Raw genomic sequence first — 21,839 nt, forward strand, 5'->3', positions numbered from 1 at the left:
CGACTACCTTAGCTGCCTGCATGCGCCTGTTTAATAGAGCAAAAAAGAAGGATGGCTGGCTAGCCATTGCTTTGCTGCGAGATGGGGTGGCGGCCGTCACAGTCGACTGCCACGCGAATGCGAGGCCGGCTCTCGGCGTGATGCAGTTCTTCCCTGGCCACCCTGGCGTTGACGCATTGGACAAGGTGGCGCGCGAGGGTCAAGTCGCATCGCGCCACGTCGTCACGCTGCTGGCCGGCGGCGAATACCAGATTCTCAACGTCGAAGCGCCGAACGTGCCGCGAGATGAAATGAAGACGGCCATGCGCTGGCGCCTGAAGGATATCCTCGATTTCCCGGCGCTCGAGGCGACCATCGACGTGCTCGACATCCCGCTGGACGCCAGTTCACGCGCCCAGCAATCGATTTTCGCGGTCGCCGCCCGCAACACCGTGATCCAGCCGCGCCAGAAGATGTTCCTCGACGCGAAAGTCGACCTGCATGCTATCGACATCCCCGAAATGGCCCAGCGCAACGTGTCGGCCATGCTGGAGCCGGAAGGGCGCGGCGTCGCCATGCTGTCGTTCGGCGACGACGGCGGCCTGCTCACGGTGTCGTATCGCGGCGAGCTGTATCTGTCGCGGCGCTTCGACGTGACCCTGGACCAGCTGCTCGAGGCGGACCACGAGCGCAAGCACCAGAGCTTCGACAAGATCACCCTGGAGCTGCAACGCTCGCTCGACCATTTCGAGCGCCAGTATTCCTTCATCAGCGTCGCCAAGCTGGTGCTCGGCCCGTCGGCCGTCACTGGCCTGGACGAATACCTGTCGAGCAACCTGTACACGCCGGTCGAGACGCTCGACCTGGCCACGCTGTTCGACCTGTCGCGCACGCCCGAGCTGGCGGACCGGGCGCAGCAGCAGCGCTTCTTTCTTGCGATCGGCGCCGCGCTGCGCGAAGGCGAGGGCGCATGAAGCAGCAGATCAACCTGTTCAATCCAGCGTTCCAGCCGCAGAAGCAGGCGCTGTCGAGCGCCACCATCGCGCTGGCGGTCGGCGCCGTGCTCGCCGGCGTCGCCATCCTCGCCGTCATTGGCCAGATGGAAACGACGGAACTCCGGCGGCAGGCCGACAGCGGCGCGGCCCAGCTCGAACTGCGCCAGGCGCGCCTGGCGTCGGCCAACCGCGAATTCACCCCGCGCCAGAAGGATGCGACGCTGGAAGCGCAGACCGCCGAGGCGAGCAGCCGGCTGGCCGCCATGCGCCACATCACCGGCGCGCTGTCGCGCGGCGAGCTGGGAGCCGCGGGCGGCTTCGCCGGCTACTTCGAGGCGCTGGCGCGCCAGAGCGCGCAGGGCCTGTGGCTGACCGGCGTGACGATCGGCGCCGGCGGCGCGCAGATCGGCATCAAGGGCCGCACGGTCGATCCGGCCATGGTGCCGGGCTACCTCAATCGCCTGACCCATGAGCCGCTGATGCAGGGCAAGTCGTTCGCCAGCCTGCAGATCGGCGAGGCCGCGCCGCTGCAGGTGCAGGATGCCGAGGGCAAGCCGGCCACGCGCCCGGCGCCCTATATCGAATTCAGCCTGCAATCGCTTGTCGAGGAACCTGTTCCATGAGCGGGCAAATCAAGGAGCGCATCCTTCAGCTGCGTGCGCGCATCGACGCGCTGTCGCTGCGCGAACGCGCCCTGGTGTGCCTGGCGGCGTGCGCGCTGCTGGCCATCCTCGGCCACGCGCTGGTGCTCTCGCCGATGGACGCGGCGCGCGAGGCGCTGCGCAGCCAGATCGCCCAGCAGCGCGCCGACATGGCCGCCATCGACGACGCCATCACGGGCCGCGTGCAAGCCTTCCAGCTCGACCCCGACGCGCCGGCGCGCACGCGCCTGAATGCGCTGCGCCAGGAGGTGGGCCAGCTCGGCGACCAGCTGCTGGCCATCGAGCACGGCCTGGTGCCGCCCGAGCGCATGGGCCCACTGGTCGACGGCATCCTGCGCGCCAACGGGCGCCTGAAGCTGGTGTCGATGCGCACCTTGCCGGTCGAGCCGCTGGCGGGGCCGGCGAGGTCATCGCCAACGTCGGCGCCAACGTCGGCGCCGGCCCCCGCCCCCTTGCTGTACCGCCACGGCATCGAAGTCACGGTGCGCGGTAATTATCTCGACATGGTCGACTACATGAGCGCACTCGATGCGATGCCGACCCGGATGTTCTGGGGCCGCGCGCAGCTCGACGTGGAGGCGTATCCCGCCGCGCGCCTGACGCTCACCCTGCACACCCTGAGCCTGGACCGACAATGGATGAAGCTGTGAAAAACCTGTTCCTGAGCGCGCTGGCTTGCCTGGCGCTGTCCCACCCCGCCGGCGCGCAGACGCTGCTCGATCCGACCCGTCCACCGCCGGGGATGGACCGGATCGCGCCCGAGGCCAACGCCGGCGACGATGGGCCGCGCCTGCAATCGGTGCTGATCGCGCGCCATGCGGGCGGCCGTCACGTGGCCGTGATCGACGGCGAGACGGTGCGTCCGGGCGAGACCTTCAAGGGCGCGCGTGTGGCGCGCGTCAGCGCCAACGAGGTCGTGCTGGTGCGCGGCGCCGAGCGCCAGGTGCTGCGCATGGACGCGCCGCTGCCGGGCATGACAGCCGCCGCCAAATGACGAGGCAATCCATGACCAAGCTTTTCGCGACTCCCTGCGCGCTGGCGGCGGCGCTGTTGCTGGGCGCTTGCCAGAGCGCGCCGCCGAACGCCACCTACGACGCCATCGCCCAGGAGATGGCCAAGGCCAGCAGCCAGCCGGCGTCGCGGCCGGCGGTCGACGATGCGGTGGCCAATGCGCTGCTGCCGCCGGCCGCGGCCCTGGCCAGCCAGTTGCCGAAGGCGCGGCCGGCGCTCGAAGAGCGCTTCAACGTCGCCTTCAACAACGTGCCGGCGCAGCAGTTCTTCCGCTCGATCGTGGCCGGCACCCGCTACAACATGCTGGTGCACCCGGACGTGAGCGGCAACATCAGCGCCAACCTGAAGGACGTGACCCTGGTCGAGACGCTCGAAGCCGTGCGCGACATGTACGGCTACGACTACCGGATCGAGGGCGCGCGCATCAGCATCCGTCCGCTGACGATGCAGACCCGCATGTTCCACGTGAACTACCTGACCGCCCAGCGACGCGGCATGTCGAACCTGCGCGTGTCGTCGACCTCGGTGGCCGACGCCGGTAACAACAACGGCAACAACGGCGCGATGGGCCAGGGCCTCGGCAACGGGGGCGGGCAGAACGGCCAGAACGGCCAGAACGGCCAGGACGGCAACGGCCAGAATGGCCAGCGCCAGCTCAACAGCACCGACGTCCAGACCAGCTCCGACAACGACTTCTGGAAGGACCTGAAGGAATCGATCGCCGCCATCGTCGGCACGCTCGAGGGCGGGCGCAGCGTGGTGGTCAGCCCGCAGTCCGGCGTGCTGGTGATCCGCGCCATGCCCGACGAACTGCGCAATGTCGACGCCTACCTGAAGGCGACCCAGCTGTCGGTGGACCGCCAGGTGATCCTTGAAGCGAAGATCCTCGAGGTGGAGCTCTCCGACAGCTACCAGAGCGGCATCAACTGGGCCTCGTTCGCCTCGTTCCGCGGCGGCACCGCGAACCGCGTCTCGAGCGGCATGATCTCGCCCGGCGCGAACCTGGCGCCGCTGCCGTTCGACGGCGGCCAGCCGGCCCCGATCAACAACGGCTCGGGCCTGTCGGCCAGCACCGGCTTCTCGCTGTCGAACGCGGCCAACGCGGCCGGCTCGCTGTTCGGCTTCGCCTTCCAGACCAATAATTTCGCGGCCCTGATCACCTTCCTGGAGTCGCAGGGCAGCGTGCACGTGCTGTCCAGCCCCCGCATCGCGGCGGTCAACAACCAGAAGGCCGTGCTCAAGATCGGCACCGATGAATTCTTCGTCACCGGCATCACCAACAACATCAGCACCAGCAACAACACCACCATCGTCAGCCCGAGCGTCACGGTGCAGCCGTTCTTCTCGGGCGTGGTGCTGGACGTGACGCCGCAGATCGACGACAAAGGGAATATTCTGCTGCATGTTCACCCGTCGGTGAGCCAGGTCACGACCGTCAACAAGGACGTCGACCTGGGTTCGGGCGGCACCCTGCGCCTGCCGCTGGCGGCGTCGAGCACCTCGGAGCTGGACAGCATCGTGCGCGGTCGCGACGGCCAGGTGGTCGCGATCGGCGGCCTGATGCGCCAGGCCGCGAGCGGCGACACCGACCAGCTGCCGGGCGCCGACAGGATCCCGCTGCTGGGCCAGCTGTTCCGCAACAAGAACCGCATGAGCCAGAAGCGCGAGCTGGTGGTGCTGATCAAGCCGACCATCGTCGAAGGGGCGAGCGACTGGAGCCAGGACATGCTCGACGCCGGCCGCCGCATCGAACAGCTCGACCCGCGCAGCCGCGGTCGCACCCTGGGCGCGGACTGATGTACGCGACGCACTTCGGCCTGCGCGAGCTGCCGTTCGGGATCACGCCCGACACCAGCTTCTTCTTCGGCAGCCCGCGCTCGCAGGAAGCGCTGAATACGCTGCTGGTGGCCACGCGCGGCGGCGAAGGCTTCATCAAGATCACCGGCGAAGTCGGCACCGGCAAGACGCTGCTGTGCCGCAAGTTCATGGCCACGCTGGGCGAGGGCTTCGTCACCGCCTACATCCCGAATCCCTATCTGGAGCCGCGCACGCTGATGCTGGCGCTGGCCGACGAACTGGCGATCCCGCTCGCGCGCGACGTCGATCAGCACCAGTTGCTCAAGGCGATCAATCTGCGCCTGCTCGAGCTGGCCGGCCAGGACTTGCGTGTGGTGCTGTGTCTCGACGAGGCGCAGGCGATCCCGGTCGAAAGCCTGGAAGCGCTGCGCCTCTTGACCAATCTCGAGACCGAGAAGCGCAAGTTGCTGCAGATCGTGCTGTTCGGCCAGCCGGAGCTGAACCGCAAGCTCGAACTCGACGCGATCCGCCAGTTGGCCCAGCGCATCACCTTTCATTATCACCTCGGCCCCCTGAGCCGCGACGACCTCGATTTCTACGTGGCGCACCGCCTGCGCGTGGCCGGCTTCGGCGGCGCGCGCCTGTTCACGGGCGCCGCGATCCGCGGCCTGTACAAGGCGAGCGGCGGCGTGCCGCGCCTGGTCAACATCATGGCGCACAAGGCGCTGATGCTCAGCTACGGGCAGGGCAAGCAGCAGGTGGCCGGCAGCCACGTGGCCATCGCCGCGCGCGACACGGTGGGCGTGACGCGCACGATCCGGACCTGGCTTGCCGGGGGCGCGCTCGTCGCCGGCGCGGCGGCGGCCCTGGCATGGACGCTGGCGCCATGAGCCTGATTAACAAGATGCTGCAGGACCTCGACGCGCGCGCCGGCCAGCCCGGCGCCGCGCCGTTGCCCGCCGACGTGCGCCTGGCGCCGCCGCGCGAAGCGCGCGCGCCGTGGCTGCGCGGCGCGCTGGCGGGTGGGGCGCTGATCGCCGTCGCCGCGGCCGGATTGATCGGCTGGCGCGCGATGGGCGAGCCGCCGGCGCCGCAGGTTGCGGCGGTAGCGGCGCCTGCGCAGCCGGTAGCGCTCGCGCTGCCGGTGGCCGCGCCGGTGCCGGTGGTCGATGTTGCACCGCCGCCGCCGCCGCCGGAGCCGGAGCCGGAGCCCGAACCGGAGCTGGAACCCGAGCCCGCGCCGGCCCCATCGGCGCCGCGCAAGGACGCCGCGCGGGGGGGCGCCCGGGTCGCACCCGCGCCACGCCCGCCGACGGCGAGCGCCGCCGTGGGCGGCCACAGCGAGACGGCGGCGCAGCGCACCGAGAACGCCTACCGGCGCGCCCTGCTGGCGCTGGAGGATGGCCGCGTCACCGAGGCCGTCGCGACCCTGCAGGCCGCCTTGACGATCGATCCGCGCCATGAGCCGTCGCGGCAAACCCTGGTGGGTCTGCTGATCGAGGCCGGACGGCCGGAAGAAGCGATGCGCCAGCTGCACGCGGCGCTCGCCCTCGACGCGCGCCAGCCGTCGCTGGCGATGCTGCTGGCGCGCCTGCAACTGGAGCGGGGCGGTCCGGCGCTCGACACCCTGATGCGCACCCTGCCGCATGCGGCAGGCAATGGCGAATACCACGCCTTCCTGGCCGGCGTGCTGCAGCGCGAAGGCCGTCATCGCGAAGCGGCCGGGCACTACCAGGCCGCGCTGCGCACCGCGCCGGGCAACGGCGTATGGTGGATGGGCCTGGGCATCTCGCTGCAGGCCGAGAAGCGCGATGCCGAGGCGGTGGCGGCGTTCCGGCAGGCGCTTGCCAGCGGGACGCTGGCGCCCGCCGAACTGACGGCCTTCGTCGAGCGCCGCCTGGGACAGCTCGAGCGCTAGCGCGGCCGGCAATTCCTGTTGTTGTGATAGCATCGCCGGGTTCGTTTCATCCCCGGCATCTTTTCGCACAACACACGTGGCCACATCGACGCAGTCCGTCCCCTTAGCGGCGCCATGGCGCATGCGCATGGCGTTAGCGCTGTCCGTGCTGCTTCACGTGCTGTTATTGAGCATTCCCATGCAGGGCGATGTCTTCGGGCTGTCGGGCCTGCGCTTCCCGTGGGAAGAACGGCGCCTGGCGGCGAGCGACCTGCAGATCGTGCTGACGCCCGCCATACCCGCCGCGGCGGCGCCCGCATCCGCATCCTCGCCCGTATCTGCCGCCGCATCCGCTCCCGCCCCGCCCAGGCCGGCCGCCGTTGTCCCGCGAGTCGACGCGCCCATGCAGGCGCCAGCCAGGGCCGCCGCCCCGGCCGTATCCCGGAGCGATGCCGTCGCCAGGGCCGAAGTCGCGCCCGAGCCCGAATCCGAGCTTGAATCCCAGCCCGAATCCGCGCCCGATCGGCAGGCTGCGCAGCAGGCGCGCGAGGTCGAGCTGATCGCGCTCGCACGGGCGCAGGCCGAACGCGAGGCGAGCGCGCGCGTGGAGGCCGGGCGGATCGCGGCGCAGCGACGGGAGGAGGCGCGCGCGCGCGCGGTGGCAGAGGCGCGCGAGCGCGAGGTGGCGGAGGCGCGGCAGGAGCAGGCCAGGCTCGATGCGCTGGCCCGGCAGCAGGAGGAGGAGCGGGCCGCGGCGGCGCGTCTCGAAGCCGACCGTCTCGCTGCCTTGCAGCAGGAGCAGCAGGAGCAGCAGGAGCAGCAGGAGCGGCAGGAGCGGCAGGAGCGGCAGGACCAAGAAGCAGCGGCGCGGCGCGAGGAGGCAATCCAGCGGGAGCTGGCGCGGCAGGAGTTGGCGCGGCAGGAGCAGGCCCGCCAGGAACACGCCCGTCAGGAGCAGGCAAGGCTGGAACAAGCGCAGCGCGAACGCGAACGGGCAAGCCAGGCGCAGGCCAGCCAGGCGGCGGTGCAACAGGGGCCGACCGACCGGGGCCCGCCCGCGCAACTGGCGCCGCGCGCCGAACGGCTGCGCGCGATCGCCGAGCAACTCGCCCGTGAGGGCGCCGGGCGCGACCCCGCGGTCGGTGCGCCGGGTGTGCCGGGCATGCCGCAGCCCACGGTCAGTGGCCAGCGCCGCGGCTGGCTGTTCGGTCGCGCCGACCCCAATCAGGACCTGGTCCTGTATGCGCAAGCCATGGGCCGCAAGATCGAGTTGAACGGGACGCTCGACATGCTGCGCGACGCGGTGAAGCAGCCGCATGTCCAGCCGGTCGTGACGGTGGCGGTGCGCGCCGACGGTTCGGTGGAAAAGATCACCTTCGAGACCTCGAGCGGGGTGGCGGCGATCGATGACGGCATCCGCAGGATCATCGCGAGCCAGGCGCCCTACGGCCCATTCCCGCCGGCGCTGGCGCGCCAGTACGACGTGGTCGAGATCCGTCGCACCTGGCTGTTCGACGTCGCCGTGCGCTTGCAGTAAGTGTCATCGAAGTTTCTTGACAAGAACACCGAGTGATCCTAACGTGATATCACTTTGATGCCGCCGACCTGTGGGAGATTTACCCTGAATGCAGCCCATACGCGCCGCGAGTCGGCGTTCTCGTCGGCCAATGGCTGCCTGGTGGCCGGCGCCGGGATCGCCCAGGTCGTGCTGCGCCGCCAGCAGGCCGAGGCCATCATCGTCGCGCTCGATGGCGAGCGCAAGGCGGCGATGGTCAGCAATCTGCTCGTCGTGCTGTGCTCGGACAAGGAAACCCAGCCGATCGTCAACACCGGCACCCTGTATAACTAGCGGCGAAACAGCATGGCAAGCCCGGGAAAAAAAGCGTTCCCCCTGCGGATTGATCCAGCCCTGTGGGAGGAGCTGCAGCGCCTCGCGGCGCGCGACCTGCGCAGCGTGAACGCGCAGATCGAATTCCTGCTGCGCGAGAGCCTGGCCCGGCGCGGCGTGAAGGTCCGGGAAACGACGACCAGACATGGCGGAGCGGAAGATGAAACGTAGTTCGAACGGTGGCCTCGTCTATTCCACCGAAAGCGGGCGCATGTGCCCCGAATGCCGCCAGCCGGTCGCGGCCTGCGCCTGCGCGGCCGGCGCGAAGAGCGTCGGCGACGGCGTGGTGCGGGTATCGCGCCAGTCGAAGGGGCGGGGCGGCAAGACGGTGACGCTGGTCAAAGGCGCGGCGCTCGATCCGGTCGCGCTGGCGCTCCTGGGCAAGCAGCTGCGCACGGCGTGCGGTGCGGGCGGCACCGTCAAGGATGGCGTGATCGAAGTGCAGGGCGACCATTGCGACCTGGTGATGGACACGCTGGCCAGACTGGGCCACGCGCCGAAACGGGCTGGCGGCTGAACGCCGCAGGGCGCGACCCGTGCACCGCGAAAGGGCAGCCAGGAAGGCGGCCATGTGCTAAAGTGACATGATTGCTGGTTGCGGACGCAGCCAGCGCGCCTCGCTCCGTGCACGGTGGACGAGGCGACGCGTATTGCCCCGGTCTAAGCGACCTAAAAATAAACCCCGGGTGTCCCATGAATCTGTTCGAACATTTGGCGCTGCTGGCGCTGCTGGTGCTGGCGGCCGGCTTCCTGTCGCTGACCGAGATCGCGCTCGCCGGTGCACGCAAGATCAAGCTGAAGCTGCTGGCCGAGGCGGGCGACGAGCGCGCCCGCAAGGTCATGGCGCTGCAGGCGCAGTCGGCCGACTTCTTCGCCGCCTCGCAACTGGGGCTGAACGCCATCGCCATCCTCGGCGGCATCCTGGGCGAGGGCGCCTTGCGGCCGTTTTTCCTGGAATGGCTGTCGCTGTTCTACAGCGGCCCGGGCCGCGACAACGTGGCCTTTGCCCTCTCTTTCGTGTTCGTCACGACCCTGTTCGTGCTGTTCTCAGACCTGATGCCCAAGCGCCTGGCGCTGATCGCGCCCGAGGTGACGGCGATGGCCGTGATCCGTCCCGTGCTGTTCGTGATCCGCCTGTTCAGGCCATTCTCTTGGGCGCTGAACAAGATTGCCAATATGCTGTTCCGCCTGTTCGGGGTCGACATGACGCGCGAAGACCGCATCACCTTTGATGAGATCTCGGCCGTGGTCGAAGCCGGCGCCCAGGCCGGCGTGTTGCAGAAGCAGGAGCAGCACTTCATCGAGAACGTGTTCGAGCTCGAGTCGCGCACGGTCACGTCGACCATGACGACCCGCGAGAACGTGGTGTTCTTCGACCTGACCGAGCCCGAAGAAAGCATCCGCCAGAAGATCGCCAACCATTCGCTGTCGAAGTTCCCGGTGTGCGACGGCGTGATCGACCGCGTGGTCGGCTATGTCGACACGCGCGACATCCTGGTGCGCCTGCTGAGCAAGCAGGCCAAGTTCCAGCTGAGCGAACTGACCATCCGCACGGTCCTGATCATCCCGGACAGCCTGACCCTGTCCGAGATGCTCGACCGCTTCCGCTCGAGCAAGGAAACCTTCGCGCTCGTCATCAACGAATACGCGTTCGTGGTCGGCGTGATCACGCTGAGCGACATCATGGTCACCGTCATGGGCCGCTGGGGCAGTCCGCTCGAGGCCGACCAGCAGACCTTGCAGCGCGACGACGGCTCGTGGCTGATCGACGGCAGCACGCCGGTGGCCGACATGAAGCGCGTGCTCGACCTGCAGTCGCTGCCGGAGGAAGATCGCTATGAAACGGCAGCCGGCTTCATGATGTACATGCTGCGCAAGGTGCCCAAGCCGACCGACAGCGTCGAGTACGAGGGCATGCGCTTCGAGGTGGTCGACGTCGACCACTACCGGATCGACCAGTTGCTGGTCAAGCGTCTGGAGCGCGCGGACAGCTCGGCGTCGGCGCTGAGTTCGCTGACCGACTAGCCGGGCGGATGGCGTGCCGGCGCCGCCGTCACGGCTGAGCCGTGCGTCGATAGTTCGCGCGCTTTGGTAGGCTGGGCTGGTCCGGCGCGCACGTGGAGGCGCGCCGCCATCCACCTACAGGAGCCCCATCCATGTCCTTGCGCAGCCTGCTTTCTTCAATCCTGATCGGCGCCGTCGCCAGCGCGCGTTCGATGACGCCCATGGCCACCATCGCCACCGCGCGCCTGGCCGGCCGCGGCACCTCCGGCGAACTGTTCCTGCTCGACCGTCCGGCCTTCAAATACGGCGCGCTGGCGATGGGCGTCGGCGAGCTGCTCGGCGACAAGATGAAGAGCGCGCCCGACCGCACCGTCTTTCCGGGCCTGCTGGCGCGCGTGATGAGCGCCGGGATCGCCGGCGCGGCGCTGGCGCCCAAGGGCAGGGAAAAGGCGGGGGCCGCGGCCGCGGTGGCCACCGCCGTGCCGCTGGCCTACCTGACCCTGGCCGGCCGCAAGCGGGCGATGGCGCGCATCGGCCAGACCAGGAGCGGCTTGATCGAGGACGCGCTGATCGTGGCCGCCGGCGCGGCGATCGTGGCGCTGGCCACCAGGCCGCAGCGCGGCCGCTGACGCTTACAGGCGGCCGAGGCGCTCCAGGGCCAGTTGCAGCGTCTCGTCCTTCTTCGCGAAGCAGAACCGCACCACCCGCGATTCCTTCGGCTGGCTGTAGAAGGCCGATACCGGAATCGCCGCCACCTTGATCTCGGTGGTGAGCCAGCTTGCGAAATCGGCCTCGGGCAGGTCGGAGACGGCGTCATAGCGCACGCACTGGAAATACGTCCCATCCGACGGCAGCAGGGTAAAGCGCGAGCCGGAAAGGCCTGCGCGGAACAGGTCGCGCTTGGCCTGGTAGAAGGCGGGCAGGTCGCGCCATGGCGCCGGGTCTTCCAGGTAGGCCGCGATCGCATGCTGCATCGGCGCCGTGACGCAGAACACGTTGTACTGGTGGACCTTGCGAAATTCGGTCATCAAGGCGGCAGGCGCCGCCACGTGGCCGATCTTCCAGCCGGTGACGTGGAAGGCCTTGCCGAAGCTCGACACCACGAAGGCGCGTTCGGCCAGCACCGGGTGGCGCGACGCCGACGCATGCGGCGCGCCGTCGTACACCATGTGCTCGTAGACCTCGTCGGACAGCACCAGGATCGACGTGCCGTCGACGACCGCCGCCAGCGCGTCGAGGTCGGCCTGGCGCAGGATGGTCCCGGTCGGGTTGTGCGGCGTGTTCACCACGATCATGCGCGTGCGCGGCGTGACCGCGGCAGCCACCTGTTCCCATGGCACGCCGAAGCCGGCGTCGTTAAAGCGCATCGCCACCGGCACCACCACGCCGCCGGCCAGTGCGATGGCCGGCGCGTAGCAGTCGTAGGCCGGCTCGATGACGATCACTTCGTCGCCCGGATGCACGACGGCGAGGATCGCCGTGTGGATCGCCTGGCTGGCGCCGACCGTGATGGTGATTTCGGTGTCGGGGTCGTAGCGGCGGCCATAGGTCGCCTCGATCTTGGCGGCGATCGCCCGGCGCAGCACCGGCATGCCGGTCATGGGCGCGTACTGGTTATGGCCGGCGCGCATCGCCCCGGCCACCAGGTCGACCAGCTTCGGGTCGCAGGCGAAGTCGGGGAAGCCCTGGCCGAGGTTGACGGCGTCATGCTCGAGCGCCAGCTGCGACATCCGGGTGAATACGGTGGTGCCCACTTGGGGCAGGCGGGAAACCAAGGGAGGAAGGCTCATGACGTAGGCGGATCGTGAAGAGGATGTTGGCTTATTCTAGCGTGCCTTCGGCCCTGGCCTTGAGCCAGGCTTCGGGCAGCATGATGCGAAACAGGCCGGCCTGCGCCGTCTTGCGGCCCAGCTTGAGCAAGGCCTTGTCCTTGCTGATCAGGACCGCGGCGCCGGCGTCGCGCGCCAGTTCCATGAATTTCTGGTCGTCGCGGTCGGTGCACACCGGCAGGCGGACCGGTTTCGCGTCCGGCGCAACAAGGCGCAGCAGGGCGTCGAAGCGGGCCGCGGCCTGTTCGCGCCCGGCCTCGTCCAGCGGCAGGTGCGGGTAGCGCAGCACGGCGAGGTATTCGGCGCGGCATTCGGCGCGCGTGACCGCATCGACCTCATTCGCTTCGATGGCGGCCAGCAGCTCGGCCCAGCGCGGATCGTGGAACACGAACAGGTCGAGCAGGACGTTGGTGTCGATGACGATGGTGTTGTTGACGATGGAATCGGCTGGAGCGGTTATCATGTAGCTTGTTTATTTGCGGAAATTTTCTGTTCGTTCATGCTGATTGTCCTGTCCCCCGCCAAGTCGCTCGATCTCGAATCGCCCCTGACCACCAAGCAACATACCACGCCCGACTTCATCCCGCAGGCCGCGGAACTGATCGATGTGCTGCGCGACTATTCGCCGGCCCGGATCAGCGAGCTGATGGATCTGTCGGATGCCTTGTCGATGCTCAACGTCGGCCGCTATGCCCACTGGCAGGTCGACCATGCCGAGGCGCGCCCGGCCATCATGTCCTTCAACGGCGACGTGTATGCCGGCCTCGACGCCCCCAGCCTGGATGCGCCAGGGCTGGCGTATGCGCAGCGCCACGTGCGCATCCTGTCCGGCCTGTACGGCCTGCTGCGTCCGCTGGACCGGATGCATCCCTACCGCCTCGAGATGGGCACCAGGCTGGCGACGCCGCGCGGCAAGGATTTGTATGCGTTCTGGGGCGAGACCATTACCGGGGCGCTGAACCGCCAGCTGGCCGAGACCGGGTCCACGGCGCTGGTCAACCTGGCCTCGACCGAGTACTTCAAGTCGGTCAAGCCGAAGCTGCTCGATGCGCCGGTGATCGAGCCGGTGTTCCAGGACTGGAAAAACGGCCAGTACAAGATCATTTCATTCTTTGCCAAGCGCGCCCGCGGCATGATGGCGCGCTACGCGGCCGAGCGCGGCATCACGGATCCGGAGCAGCTCAAGGAATTCGACGTCGACGGCTATGCCTACGAAGCGGGCGCTTCCAAAGAGCGCGCCTGGGTGTTCCGCCGGCGTATCGACGCCTGAGCCGGAAGGAACGCCGGCGCCCGTAGGCGCCGGCGCTGCGATCATTCGACCGCGTCCTTCGGCGACGGCTTCGGCCCGCTCTTGGCCCAGAACTTCCACCACGGCGCTTCGCCGCGCGCATTCGGATTGAGGAACTGGCTGTTCGGATAGTTGAGCAGGAACACGCGCTGGGTATCGTCGCGCAGCAGCGGCATGCCGAGCTTGTCGTAGCTGCGGATCATGATGAACAGCGCTTCTTCGCGCGCCGGCGCGTCGCTGTAGTTGGTCACCGCATCCTGGGCGCGGTTGAGCGCCGCCAGGTAGGCGCCACGGCGATAATAGTAATTCGCCACGTGCACTTCGTACTGCGCCATCGCGTTGATCAGGTAGCTCATGCGCTCGATCGAGTCCGCCGCATATTTGCTGTTCGGGAACTTGTCGACCAGGGCCTTGAAGGCGGCGAACGCTTCGCGGGTTGCGCGCGGATCGCGTTCGGTCGGGTCTTGCTCATAGACGAAGCTGAAGAAGCCGAGCTGGTCGTTGAAATTGACCAGGCCGCGCAGGTAATACATGTAGTCGACCTGGGCGTGGTTCGGGTGCAGCTTGATGAAGCGCTCGACGGCGGCCAGCGCCTCGGCCTGGTCGCCCGCCTTGTAGTGGGCGTAGGCGATCTCCATCTGCGCCTGCGTTGCATAGACGCCGAATGGGAAGTTGGTTTCGAGCCGCTGGAACAGCGGAATCGCGGCTTCGTAGTGCCCGCCGGCCATCTCCTCGCGCGCCTCAGCGTATAATTTCTCCGCCGACCAGTTTTTGGATTCGTCGGCAGCCTTCGGCAGAACACTGCATGCCGAGAGGCCGACGAGGGCGCAAGTTGCGACCAACACAGACAATTTTTTTTGCATAGCTTTTTGCAGAGAAGTTTTACCTAGATTCAACGAACGGCTGATTATAGCCGATGGGACTGACGTGATATTAACTCCTGCGCCGGATTCGGCGGATTTACCTATTGACCCTGATTTTGACGATGAACTGGAGGTCGGGTTCGCCCCCGCGCCCGGCATCGACCTGTCGCCGATCACGCTCGCGCTGCACGAGGAACACTGCGGCCAGCGCCTCGACAAGGTGGTGGCCGGCCTCGTGCCCCAGTTTTCGCGCAGCCGCCTGCAGCAATGGTTCGACAGCGGCCACATCATGGTCGACGGCAAGCCGGCGCGCGGCAAGGACACCGCGTACGGCGACGAAACGATCGTCGTCGAACCGCAGGCCGCGCCCGAGGACACGGCGTTCGCGCCGGAGCCGATGGCGCTGAACATCGTCCACGAGGACGACGACATCATCGTCGTCAACAAGCCGGCCGGCCTGGTCGTGCATCCCGGCTCGGGCAACTGGAACGGCACGCTGCTCAACGGCCTGCTGCACCACTGCCCGCAGCTGGTGGGCGTGCCGCGCGCCGGCATCGTGCACCGCCTGGACAAGGATACCAGCGGCCTGATGGTGGTCGGCAAGACCCTGGCCTCCCAGACCGACCTGGTGCGCCAGCTGCAGGCGCGCACCGTCAAGCGCGAATACTTCGCGCTGGTGTGGGGCACGCCGCGCGCCTCCGGCACCATCGACAGCCCGATGGGCCGCGACGCCAAGGACCGTGTCAAGATGGCGGTCTCGAACAGCCCGTTCGCCAAGCCGGCGATCACCCATTACGAGCGCGTCGTCACGGGCGAACTCGATCGGCGTCCGGTGTCGCTGGTGCGCTGCCGGCTGGAGACCGGCCGCACCCACCAGATCCGCGTCCACATGCAGTCGCTGGGCTTCGCGCTGGTGGGCGACGCGGTCTATGGCAAGCGTCACCTGACGCCCGTCTTCCACCGCCAGGCGCTGCAGGCGCGCCGTCTCGGCCTGGTGCATCCAGGCACCGGCGAACCGTGCGAATGGACGGTGCCGCTGGCCGACGATTTCGCCGCGCTGATCGCCCAGGCCGGCATCGAAGAGCCGCAAGATGGCGACGTCGGCAGGGAAATCGACGACGAGGATGACGACGGCGGCGTCGTCACCTACCGCGTATGACGCACCGAGCGCTTGCCGGGGCCGACCTGGTGTGGCCCGAATGGCCGGATCTGCCCGCCTCGGTCGGCGCGCTGGCCACCGGCCGCGACGGCGGCGTCAGCGCCGCGCCGTATGACGACGGCAAGGGCGGCGGCGGCCTGAACTTGGGGCTGCACGTCAACGACGACCCCGAGGCCGTGCGCGCCAACCGCGACCGCCTCCAAGCCTGGCTGCCGGGCCGTCCGGCCTGGATCGCCCAGGTGCATGGCGCCGACGTGGTCGACGCCGCGAGCGTGGGGCCGGACCGGCCGGTTTGTACGGGCGACATGCGCGTAGGCGACGCCAGCATCGCCACCGCGTCCGGCGTCGTGTGCGCCATTCTCACCGCCGATTGCCTGCCGGTGCTGTTCGCCGACCTGGGCGGCAAGGTGGTGGGCGCGGCCCACGCCGGCTGGCGCGGCCTGGCGGGTGGGGTGCTGGGCGCGACCGTGAGCGCCATGCGCGCGGCCGGCGCCGGCGAGATCACCGCCTGGATGGGACCGGCCATCGGTCCCGGCGCCTTCGAGGTGGGGCAGGACGTGGCGGACGCTTTCGTGGCGGCCATCCCGCGGCAGGCAACGCGCGCGTGCTTCCGTGACTATCCGGGCCGTCCGGGTAAATACCTGGCCGATATGTTCACCCTGGCGCGCCTGATGCTGGCGCGCGACGGCGTCGAACGCGTCCATGGGGGTGGACTGTGCACCGCCAGCGCACCGGAGCGCTTTTATTCCTACCGCCGCGACGGGGTCACCGGGCGGCAAGCCAGCTTGATCTGGATCAAGTGACAGAGCGGCGATCTGCCTGATACTGTTCAGTCGCCGTCGCCATCCGCCCCGGATGGGCCGGCGGCATCCTCATTTCCACCGTTCTCCCCGGGTGTGCGCCGGCCTTGCACCGCCGTTCGGCCGCGCCGCCGACGCCGCCTTGCGCCAGTCAGATAGAAAAGAATGGATAATGGCACTGCGCAATAGAATACGAACGTCATGATCCCGCCGACCACGGTCGGTTCGGTCGCCGCCATGAGTACGACAACGTATATCCACGCGATGGCCACGATCCACATGATGTTCTGTTTCCTGGTTGAAGAGACGAGATTCTAACAACGGATGCCCACATGAACATGCCCGACCCGCAAGCTTTTGCCGCCACCTGGTTGTCCCAGTTCACCGATCCCAAGGCCTGGGAAGGCTGGACCAAGATGGCGTCCTTGACGACGACACCGGCAGCGGCCCATCCGCTGGCCGGGTTCCTGACAGACGCCGGGGCCGGCGTCGACCAGCTCAAGCTCGAATCGATCCGCGACGATTATCTCAAGAAGGGCGCCCAGCTGTGGCAAGACTTCGTCTCGGGCAAGACGCCCGAGCTGCATGACAGGCGTTTCTCGGCGTCCGAATGGACGGCGAATCCGCTGTCGGCGTTCGCGGCCGCCTCCTATCTGCTCAATTCCGAATGCATGCTGGCGCTGGTCGATGCGGTCGAGACCGGCCCGCGCGAGCGCCAGAAGATCCGCTTCGCGGTGCAGCAGATGGTCGACGCCATGTCGCCCGCCAATTTCTTTGCAACGAATCCGGAAGCGCAGAAGAAGCTGCTCGACACCAAGGGGGAGAGTCTCACCAAGGGCCTGGCGAATATGCTGGCCGACCTGCAGAAGGGTCGCATCTCGCAATCGGACGAATCCGCCTTCGAGGTCGGCCGCAACGTCGGCAACACGCCGGGCCAGGTGGTGTTCGAGAACGAGCTGTTTCAGCTGATCCAGTACACCCCTGCCACGCCGACCGTGCACAGCGTGCCGCTGCTGATGATCCCGCCGTGCATCAACAAGTTCTACATCCTCGACCTGCAGCCCGAGAATTCGCTGGTACGCTACGCGGTGGAGCAGGGCAATACGGTATTCATGATGTCCTGGCGTAATCCGGACCGTAGCCAGGCGCACCTGCGCTGGGACGATTACGTCGAAACGGGCGCCCTGCGCGCACTCGACGTCGTGCGCGAGATCACCGGGCAAGAGAAGGCCCACGTGTTCGGCTTCTGCGTCGGCGGCACGATCGCCGCCACCGCGCTGGCGGTGCTGGCTGCGCGCGGCCACCAGCCGGCGGCCAGCCTGACGCTGCTCACGACCCTGCTCGACTTTTCCGACGCCGGCTTGCTGGAAGTGTTCGTCGACGAAGCCCAGGTGGCGCTGCGCGAGCAGACCCTGAGCGGCGGCGGGCTGATGGCGGGGCGCGACCTGGCGACGACGTTCTCGGCCCTGCGTCCAAACGACCTGGTATGGAACTATGTCCAGCAAAACTACTTGAAGGGCAAGGAACCGCCGGCCTTCGATCTGCTGTACTGGAATGCCGACAGCACCAATTTGCCGGGGCCGATGTTCTGCTGGTACCTGCGCAACACCTATCTCGAAAACAAGCTCAAGACCCCGGGCGCGCTGACCGTGTGCGGCGTGCCGGTCGACTTGGGCAAGATCGAGGCGCCGGTATTCATGTACGGCTCGAAGGAAGACCATATCGTGCCGTGGCAGGCGGCCTATGTCTCGATGGGGCTGCTCAATCCCGGGAACCCGAAGGCGAACCGTTTCGTGCTGGGCGCCTCGGGCCACATCGCCGGCGTCATCAACCCGGCGGCGAAGAACAAGCGCAGCTACTGGGTCAACGACGATGGCGGCAAGGCGGCCGGCAAAACGGCGGGCAACCCGTCGCCCCTGGACGACGCCGCCTGGTTCGACGGCGCGGTCGAGCACAAGGGCAGCTGGTGGCCGGAATGGGCGAAATTTTTGGCGCAACATGGCGGCGCCGAGGTGAGCGCGCCTGAGGCGCCCGGCAATGCGCAATACACGCCGCTGGAACCGGCGCCCGGACGCTACGTCAAGGCGCGTGCCGATTGAACGCCGGATCGTTGACAGAAAAGCCAATACAGTGATTAAACTTGTAATTGCTGCACCTGCGTCAATTGCATGGTATGGTGTCTGCTGTCCGCCCATTGCCGACCTGGCAGCGGATGGACAGGAGACGAACCGGTCATGCCGGCGCACACAATTCTAAGTACGAGGCTCACGAAGCCGCGACGCAACCTATGGAACGAGAAATGAGCAGTGTGAAGAAAAGTACGGAACGCCTGATCAAGAAATACCCGAACCGTCGCTTGTACGACACGCAGACCAGTTCATACATTACGCTTTCCGACGTCAAACAGCTCGTGCTCGATGCCGACGAGTTCACCGTGGTCGATGCCAAAAGCAATGAAGACCTGACCCGCAGCATCCTGCTGCAGATCATCCTGGAAGAGGAAGCCAACGGCGTCCCGATGTTCTCGAGCTCGGTCCTGGCCCAGATCATCCGCTACTACGGCCACGCGATGCAGGGCATGATGGGTTCTTACCTGGAAAAGAACGTCCAGGCGTTTACCGACATCCAGAACAAGTTCACCAGCAATGCCGCCGGCGCCCTTGAAGGCAAGCCGTTCAGTCCCGAGATGTGGACCCAGTTCATGAACGTCCAGGGTCCGATGATGCAGGGCATGATGAACAACTATATCGACCAGAGCAAGAACCTGTTCCTGCAGATGCAGGAGCAGATGCAGAACCAGAGCAAGGCGATGTTTGGCGCGTTCCCTTTCCCGGGGATGACGCCGCCGCCGGACAAGAAATAACCGTCGCGTCGGTTTGACGCGACACTCGCCGGCCCGTTCGGATGCCGGCATTCCCGCCCCCGGCAACAACAGGGGGCCGGGTTCAGGTACAATCGCGGATTGCCCAAATCATTTGTCGTCCGCCCATGCCCGAACTTCGTCGTAATCCTTCTGCCAACCCTAGCGCCAGCGCCAGCCCCGCAGCCGCCGCCAAGGCCCCGGCCATCGTCATGCCGACGCCGGCCGCGGGTGCGGGGTCAAGCGCCAATGCGGCGCCGAAGGTCGGCTTCGTCTCGCTCGGCTGCCCGAAGGCGCTGGTCGATTCCGAGCAGATCCTGACCCAGCTGCGCGCCGAAGGCTACCAGACCGCCAACTCCTATGACGGCGCCGACCTGGTGATCGTCAATACCTGCGGCTTCATCGACGCCGCGGTGCAGGAGTCGCTCGACGCGATCGGCGAGGCGCTGGCCGAGAACGGCAAGGTGATCGTCACCGGCTGCCTGGGCGCCAAGAAGGACGCCGCGGGCGACGACATCATCACCAAGGTGCACCCGAAGGTGCTGGCCGTGACCGGCCCGCACGCCGTGACCGAGGTGATGGAATCGGTGCACCTGCACCTGCCGAAACCGCACGACCCGTTCATCGACCTGGTGCCGGACCATGGCGTCAAGCTCACCCCCAGGCACTACGCCTACCTGAAGATTTCCGAAGGCTGCAACCACCGCTGCAGCTTCTGCATCATCCCGTCGATGCGCGGCGATCTGGTGTCGCGCCGTATCGACGAAGTCCTGATCGAAGCCGAGAACCTGTTCAAGGCCGGCGTCAAGGAATTGCTGGTGATTTCGCAGGACACGTCGGCCTACGGCGTCGACGTCAAGTTCCGCACCGGCTTCTGGAACGGCCGTCCGATCAAGACCCACATGACGCAGCTGGTCGAAGCGCTGGGCCAGCTGGCGCGCCAGTACGATGCGTGGATGCGCCTGCACTACGTCTATCCTTACCCGCACGTCGACCACGCGATCCCGTTCATGGGCGACGGCCACGTGCTGCCTTACCTCGACATCCCGATGCAGCACGCGCACCCGGACGTCCTCAAGCGCATGAAGCGCCCGGCCAGCGGCGAGAAGAACCTCGAGCGCATCCTCAAGTGGCGCAGCATGAACCCGGACCTGACGATCCGCTCGACGTTCATCGCCGGCTTCCCGGGCGAGACCGAGGCCGAGTTCGAGTACCTTCTGGACTTCCTGAAAGAAGCGCAGATCGACCGCCTGGGTTGCTTCGCCTATTCGCCGGTCGAAGGCGCGACGGCCAACGAGCTGGCCAATCCGGTGCCGGAAGCGGTGCGCGAAGAACGCCGCGCGCGCGTGATGCTGCTGCAAGAGGAGATCTCGGCCAAGCGTCTGCAGGCCAAGGTCGGCAAGACCCTGCGCGTGCTGATCGATGAGGTCGGCCCGCGCGAAGCCATCGGTCGATCGAGCGCGGATGCGCCCGAAATCGACGGCGTGGTCCACATCAAGCGGCCGCTGGTGCCGGGCAAGCAGAAGCTGGCGGTCGGCCAGTTCGCCGACGTGGTCATTACCCGCGCCGACGCCCACGACCTGTGGGCCAACCCGCTCTGACGCACTGACACCCACCCCGGCGCCTGCGAGTCCTATGAACGAGAAGTCGATCCAGACCACCCTGATCCATAGCGACTACGTCGCGCCGAGCGGCTTCGATGCCTTCCCTCCCGGCATCCATCGCGCCTCCACGGTGCTGTTTCCGAACACCGCGGCGATGCGCTCGACCGAGTGGCGCGACAAGCAGGCTTATACCTACGGCCTGCACGGCACGCCGACCACGTTCACCCTCGAGGCCAAGCTGGCCGAGATCGAAGGCGGCGCGCATTGCCTGTTGACGCCATCGGGCCTGGCGGCGATCGCGATGGTCGACTTCGCCTTGCTCAAGAGCGGCGATGACGTCTTGCTGCCGGAAAACGTTTACAACCCAAACCGGGAGCTGGGGCGCTGGCTGACCCAGGATTTCGGCGTGTCGGCGCGCTACTACGATCCCATGATCGGGGCCGGCATCGCCGAGCTGATCCAGCCGAACACCAGGCTGCTGTGGACGGAGGCGCCGGGATCGGTGTCGATGGAGGTGCCGGACCTGCCGGCCCTGTGCCAGGCAGCCCACGCGCGCGGCGTGATCGTCGCGCTGGACAACACGTGGGCGGCCGGGCTGGCGCTGCGCGGCTTCGACCACGGCGCCGACATCGTCATGCATGCGCTGACCAAGTACCAGTCGGGCGGAGCGGATTTGTTGATGGGCGCCGTGATTACCCGTGACAAGGCGCTCAACGACCGCATCGCGCAGGCGCATATGCGGCTGGGCATGGGCGTGAGCCCGGACGACGCCTACCTGGTGCAGCGCGGCCTGCCGACGATGAAGCTGCGCTTCGAGCGCCACGACGCGAGCGCGCGGACGCTGGCCGCCTGGTTCAAGGCGCGGCCAGAGGTGAGCAAGGTGCTGCATCCGGCGTTCGAGGATTGCCCCGGCCACGCGTTCTGGAAACGGGATTTTACCGGCGCCGGTGGACTGTTCTCGGTCGTGTTCGATCCCCGTCATGACGAGGCCCGGGTCGATCGCATGGTCGATGCCTTGCGCCTGTTCGGCATCGGCTACAGCTGGGGTGGGCCGAACAGCCTGGTGATGCCATACCGGATCAAGAGCCTGCGCGACAAGTGGATCGATCCCGGCGTGCTGGTGCGCTTCAATGTCGGCCTGGAAGACCCGAACGACCTGATCGCCGATCTGGAACGGGCCTTCGGACAGCTATAAATAAAATG

23 protein-coding genes are annotated in these 21,839 nt (G+C 67.4%); 20 read left to right on the forward strand and 3 right to left on the reverse strand.

Going from position 1 to position 21,839, the window contains the following annotated elements; genetic code table 11:
- Nucleotides 1-20: 20 nt before the first annotated feature.
- The 13 genes from ABIB38_RS14195 (at nucleotide 21) to ABIB38_RS14255 (ending at nucleotide 10,862) form a co-directional block, all read left to right on the forward strand.
- On the forward strand, nucleotides 21-953 hold the full coding sequence (locus ABIB38_RS14195) for an agglutinin biogenesis protein MshI (RefSeq protein WP_429204777.1): 933 nt from the start codon (nucleotides 21-23) through the stop codon (nucleotides 951-953).
- Nucleotides 950-1,597, forward strand: a complete 648-nt coding sequence (locus ABIB38_RS14200) for a hypothetical protein (protein WP_429204779.1) — start codon at nucleotides 950-952, stop codon at nucleotides 1,595-1,597. Before ABIB38_RS14195 ends, ABIB38_RS14200 begins: the two co-directional genes overlap by 4 nt.
- Nucleotides 1,594-2,286, forward strand: coding sequence for a type II secretion system protein GspM (gene gspM / locus ABIB38_RS14205; protein ID WP_429204780.1), 693 nt, complete (start codon nucleotides 1,594-1,596; stop codon nucleotides 2,284-2,286). Before ABIB38_RS14200 ends, gspM begins: the two co-directional genes overlap by 4 nt.
- Nucleotides 2,283-2,630, forward strand: a complete 348-nt coding sequence (locus ABIB38_RS14210) for a hypothetical protein (RefSeq protein WP_429204781.1) — start codon at nucleotides 2,283-2,285, stop codon at nucleotides 2,628-2,630. The genes gspM and ABIB38_RS14210 overlap by 4 nt, the downstream gene beginning before the upstream one ends.
- 11 nt (nucleotides 2,631-2,641) lie before the next feature.
- The gene (gene mshL, locus ABIB38_RS14215) at nucleotides 2,642-4,444 is read left to right on the forward strand and encodes a pilus (MSHA type) biogenesis protein MshL (protein ID WP_429204782.1); all 1,803 of its coding nucleotides are present in this window, start codon (nucleotides 2,642-2,644) and stop codon (nucleotides 4,442-4,444) included.
- Nucleotides 4,444-5,334, forward strand: a complete 891-nt coding sequence (locus ABIB38_RS14220; protein ID WP_429204783.1) for an ExeA family protein — start codon at nucleotides 4,444-4,446, stop codon at nucleotides 5,332-5,334. Before mshL ends, ABIB38_RS14220 begins: the two co-directional genes overlap by 1 nt.
- Nucleotides 5,331-6,362, forward strand: coding sequence for a tetratricopeptide repeat protein (locus ABIB38_RS14225; protein ID WP_429204785.1), 1,032 nt, complete (start codon nucleotides 5,331-5,333; stop codon nucleotides 6,360-6,362). The genes ABIB38_RS14220 and ABIB38_RS14225 overlap by 4 nt, the downstream gene beginning before the upstream one ends.
- 127 nt (nucleotides 6,363-6,489) lie before the next feature.
- A complete protein-coding gene (locus ABIB38_RS14230; protein ID WP_429204786.1) occupies nucleotides 6,490-7,878 on the forward strand; it encodes a TonB C-terminal domain-containing protein in 1,389 nt (462 codons plus the stop codon).
- 57 nt (nucleotides 7,879-7,935) lie between these two features.
- Nucleotides 7,936-8,190 (forward strand): hypothetical protein, encoded by a 255-nt coding sequence (locus ABIB38_RS14235; RefSeq protein WP_429204788.1) that lies wholly within the window; start codon nucleotides 7,936-7,938, stop codon nucleotides 8,188-8,190.
- Nucleotides 8,191-8,202: 12 nt separating this feature from the next.
- Nucleotides 8,203-8,400 carry a hypothetical protein gene (locus ABIB38_RS14240; protein WP_429204790.1) on the forward strand — a complete coding sequence of 66 codons (198 nt, stop codon included), beginning with the start codon at nucleotides 8,203-8,205 and terminating at the stop codon, nucleotides 8,398-8,400.
- Nucleotides 8,390-8,746 (forward strand): translation initiation factor Sui1, encoded by a 357-nt coding sequence (locus tag ABIB38_RS14245; protein WP_429204792.1) that lies wholly within the window; start codon nucleotides 8,390-8,392, stop codon nucleotides 8,744-8,746. Before ABIB38_RS14240 ends, ABIB38_RS14245 begins: the two co-directional genes overlap by 11 nt.
- A 176-nt stretch (nucleotides 8,747-8,922) precedes the next feature.
- Complete coding sequence (locus ABIB38_RS14250; RefSeq protein WP_429204793.1) at nucleotides 8,923-10,254, forward strand: hemolysin family protein; 1,332 nt, start codon at nucleotides 8,923-8,925, stop codon at nucleotides 10,252-10,254.
- Nucleotides 10,255-10,385: 131 nt separating this feature from the next.
- Nucleotides 10,386-10,862 carry a hypothetical protein gene (locus tag ABIB38_RS14255; protein WP_429204795.1) on the forward strand — a complete coding sequence of 159 codons (477 nt, stop codon included), beginning with the start codon at nucleotides 10,386-10,388 and terminating at the stop codon, nucleotides 10,860-10,862.
- 3 nt (nucleotides 10,863-10,865) lie between these two features.
- On the opposite strand, the gene ABIB38_RS14260 is transcribed toward ABIB38_RS14255, so the two are convergent.
- Entirely contained in the window at nucleotides 10,866-12,023 is a 1,158-nt protein-coding gene (locus ABIB38_RS14260; RefSeq protein WP_429204797.1) for a pyridoxal phosphate-dependent aminotransferase, read from the reverse strand.
- A 31-nt stretch (nucleotides 12,024-12,054) separates the two neighbouring features.
- A complete protein-coding gene (locus tag ABIB38_RS14265) occupies nucleotides 12,055-12,525 on the reverse strand; it encodes a putative toxin-antitoxin system toxin component, PIN family (RefSeq protein WP_429204799.1) in 471 nt (156 codons plus the stop codon).
- A gap of 36 nt (nucleotides 12,526-12,561) precedes the next feature.
- Here ABIB38_RS14265 and yaaA point away from each other — a divergent pair, with 36 nt between their 5' ends.
- Nucleotides 12,562-13,332 (forward strand): peroxide stress protein YaaA, encoded by a 771-nt coding sequence (yaaA, locus tag ABIB38_RS14270; RefSeq protein ID WP_429204801.1) that lies wholly within the window; start codon nucleotides 12,562-12,564, stop codon nucleotides 13,330-13,332.
- Nucleotides 13,333-13,373: 41 nt separating this feature from the next.
- On the opposite strand, the gene ABIB38_RS14275 is transcribed toward yaaA, so the two are convergent.
- A complete protein-coding gene (locus tag ABIB38_RS14275) occupies nucleotides 13,374-14,213 on the reverse strand; it encodes an outer membrane protein assembly factor BamD (RefSeq protein WP_429204803.1) in 840 nt (279 codons plus the stop codon).
- 64 nt (nucleotides 14,214-14,277) lie between these two features.
- On the opposite strand from ABIB38_RS14275, the gene ABIB38_RS14280 reads away from it, so the two are divergent.
- From ABIB38_RS14280 to ABIB38_RS14305, 6 genes are all read left to right on the forward strand, one after another.
- The gene (locus tag ABIB38_RS14280; RefSeq protein WP_429204804.1) at nucleotides 14,278-15,372 is read left to right on the forward strand and encodes an RluA family pseudouridine synthase; all 1,095 of its coding nucleotides are present in this window, start codon (nucleotides 14,278-14,280) and stop codon (nucleotides 15,370-15,372) included.
- Entirely contained in the window at nucleotides 15,369-16,175 is an 807-nt protein-coding gene (gene pgeF / locus ABIB38_RS14285) for a peptidoglycan editing factor PgeF (RefSeq protein WP_429204806.1), read from the forward strand. Before ABIB38_RS14280 ends, pgeF begins: the two co-directional genes overlap by 4 nt.
- Before the next feature lie 329 nt (nucleotides 16,176-16,504).
- The gene (phaC, locus tag ABIB38_RS14290; RefSeq protein ID WP_429204808.1) at nucleotides 16,505-18,271 is read left to right on the forward strand and encodes a class I poly(R)-hydroxyalkanoic acid synthase; all 1,767 of its coding nucleotides are present in this window, start codon (nucleotides 16,505-16,507) and stop codon (nucleotides 18,269-18,271) included.
- A 200-nt stretch (nucleotides 18,272-18,471) separates the two neighbouring features.
- Entirely contained in the window at nucleotides 18,472-19,035 is a 564-nt protein-coding gene (gene phaR / locus ABIB38_RS14295) for a polyhydroxyalkanoate synthesis repressor PhaR (protein WP_429204810.1), read from the forward strand.
- A 209-nt stretch (nucleotides 19,036-19,244) separates the two neighbouring features.
- On the forward strand, nucleotides 19,245-20,633 hold the full coding sequence (rimO, locus tag ABIB38_RS14300) for a 30S ribosomal protein S12 methylthiotransferase RimO (protein WP_429204917.1): 1,389 nt from the start codon (nucleotides 19,245-19,247) through the stop codon (nucleotides 20,631-20,633).
- Between the two features lie 34 nt (nucleotides 20,634-20,667).
- Nucleotides 20,668-21,831 (forward strand): cystathionine beta-lyase, encoded by a 1,164-nt coding sequence (locus ABIB38_RS14305; RefSeq protein WP_429204812.1) that lies wholly within the window; start codon nucleotides 20,668-20,670, stop codon nucleotides 21,829-21,831.
- Nucleotides 21,832-21,839 lie beyond the last annotated feature (8 nt).

The organism is Massilia sp. UYP11 (assembly GCF_050434805.1).
In the GTDB taxonomy this organism is placed as follows: Bacteria; Pseudomonadota; Gammaproteobacteria; order Burkholderiales; family Burkholderiaceae_D; genus Telluria.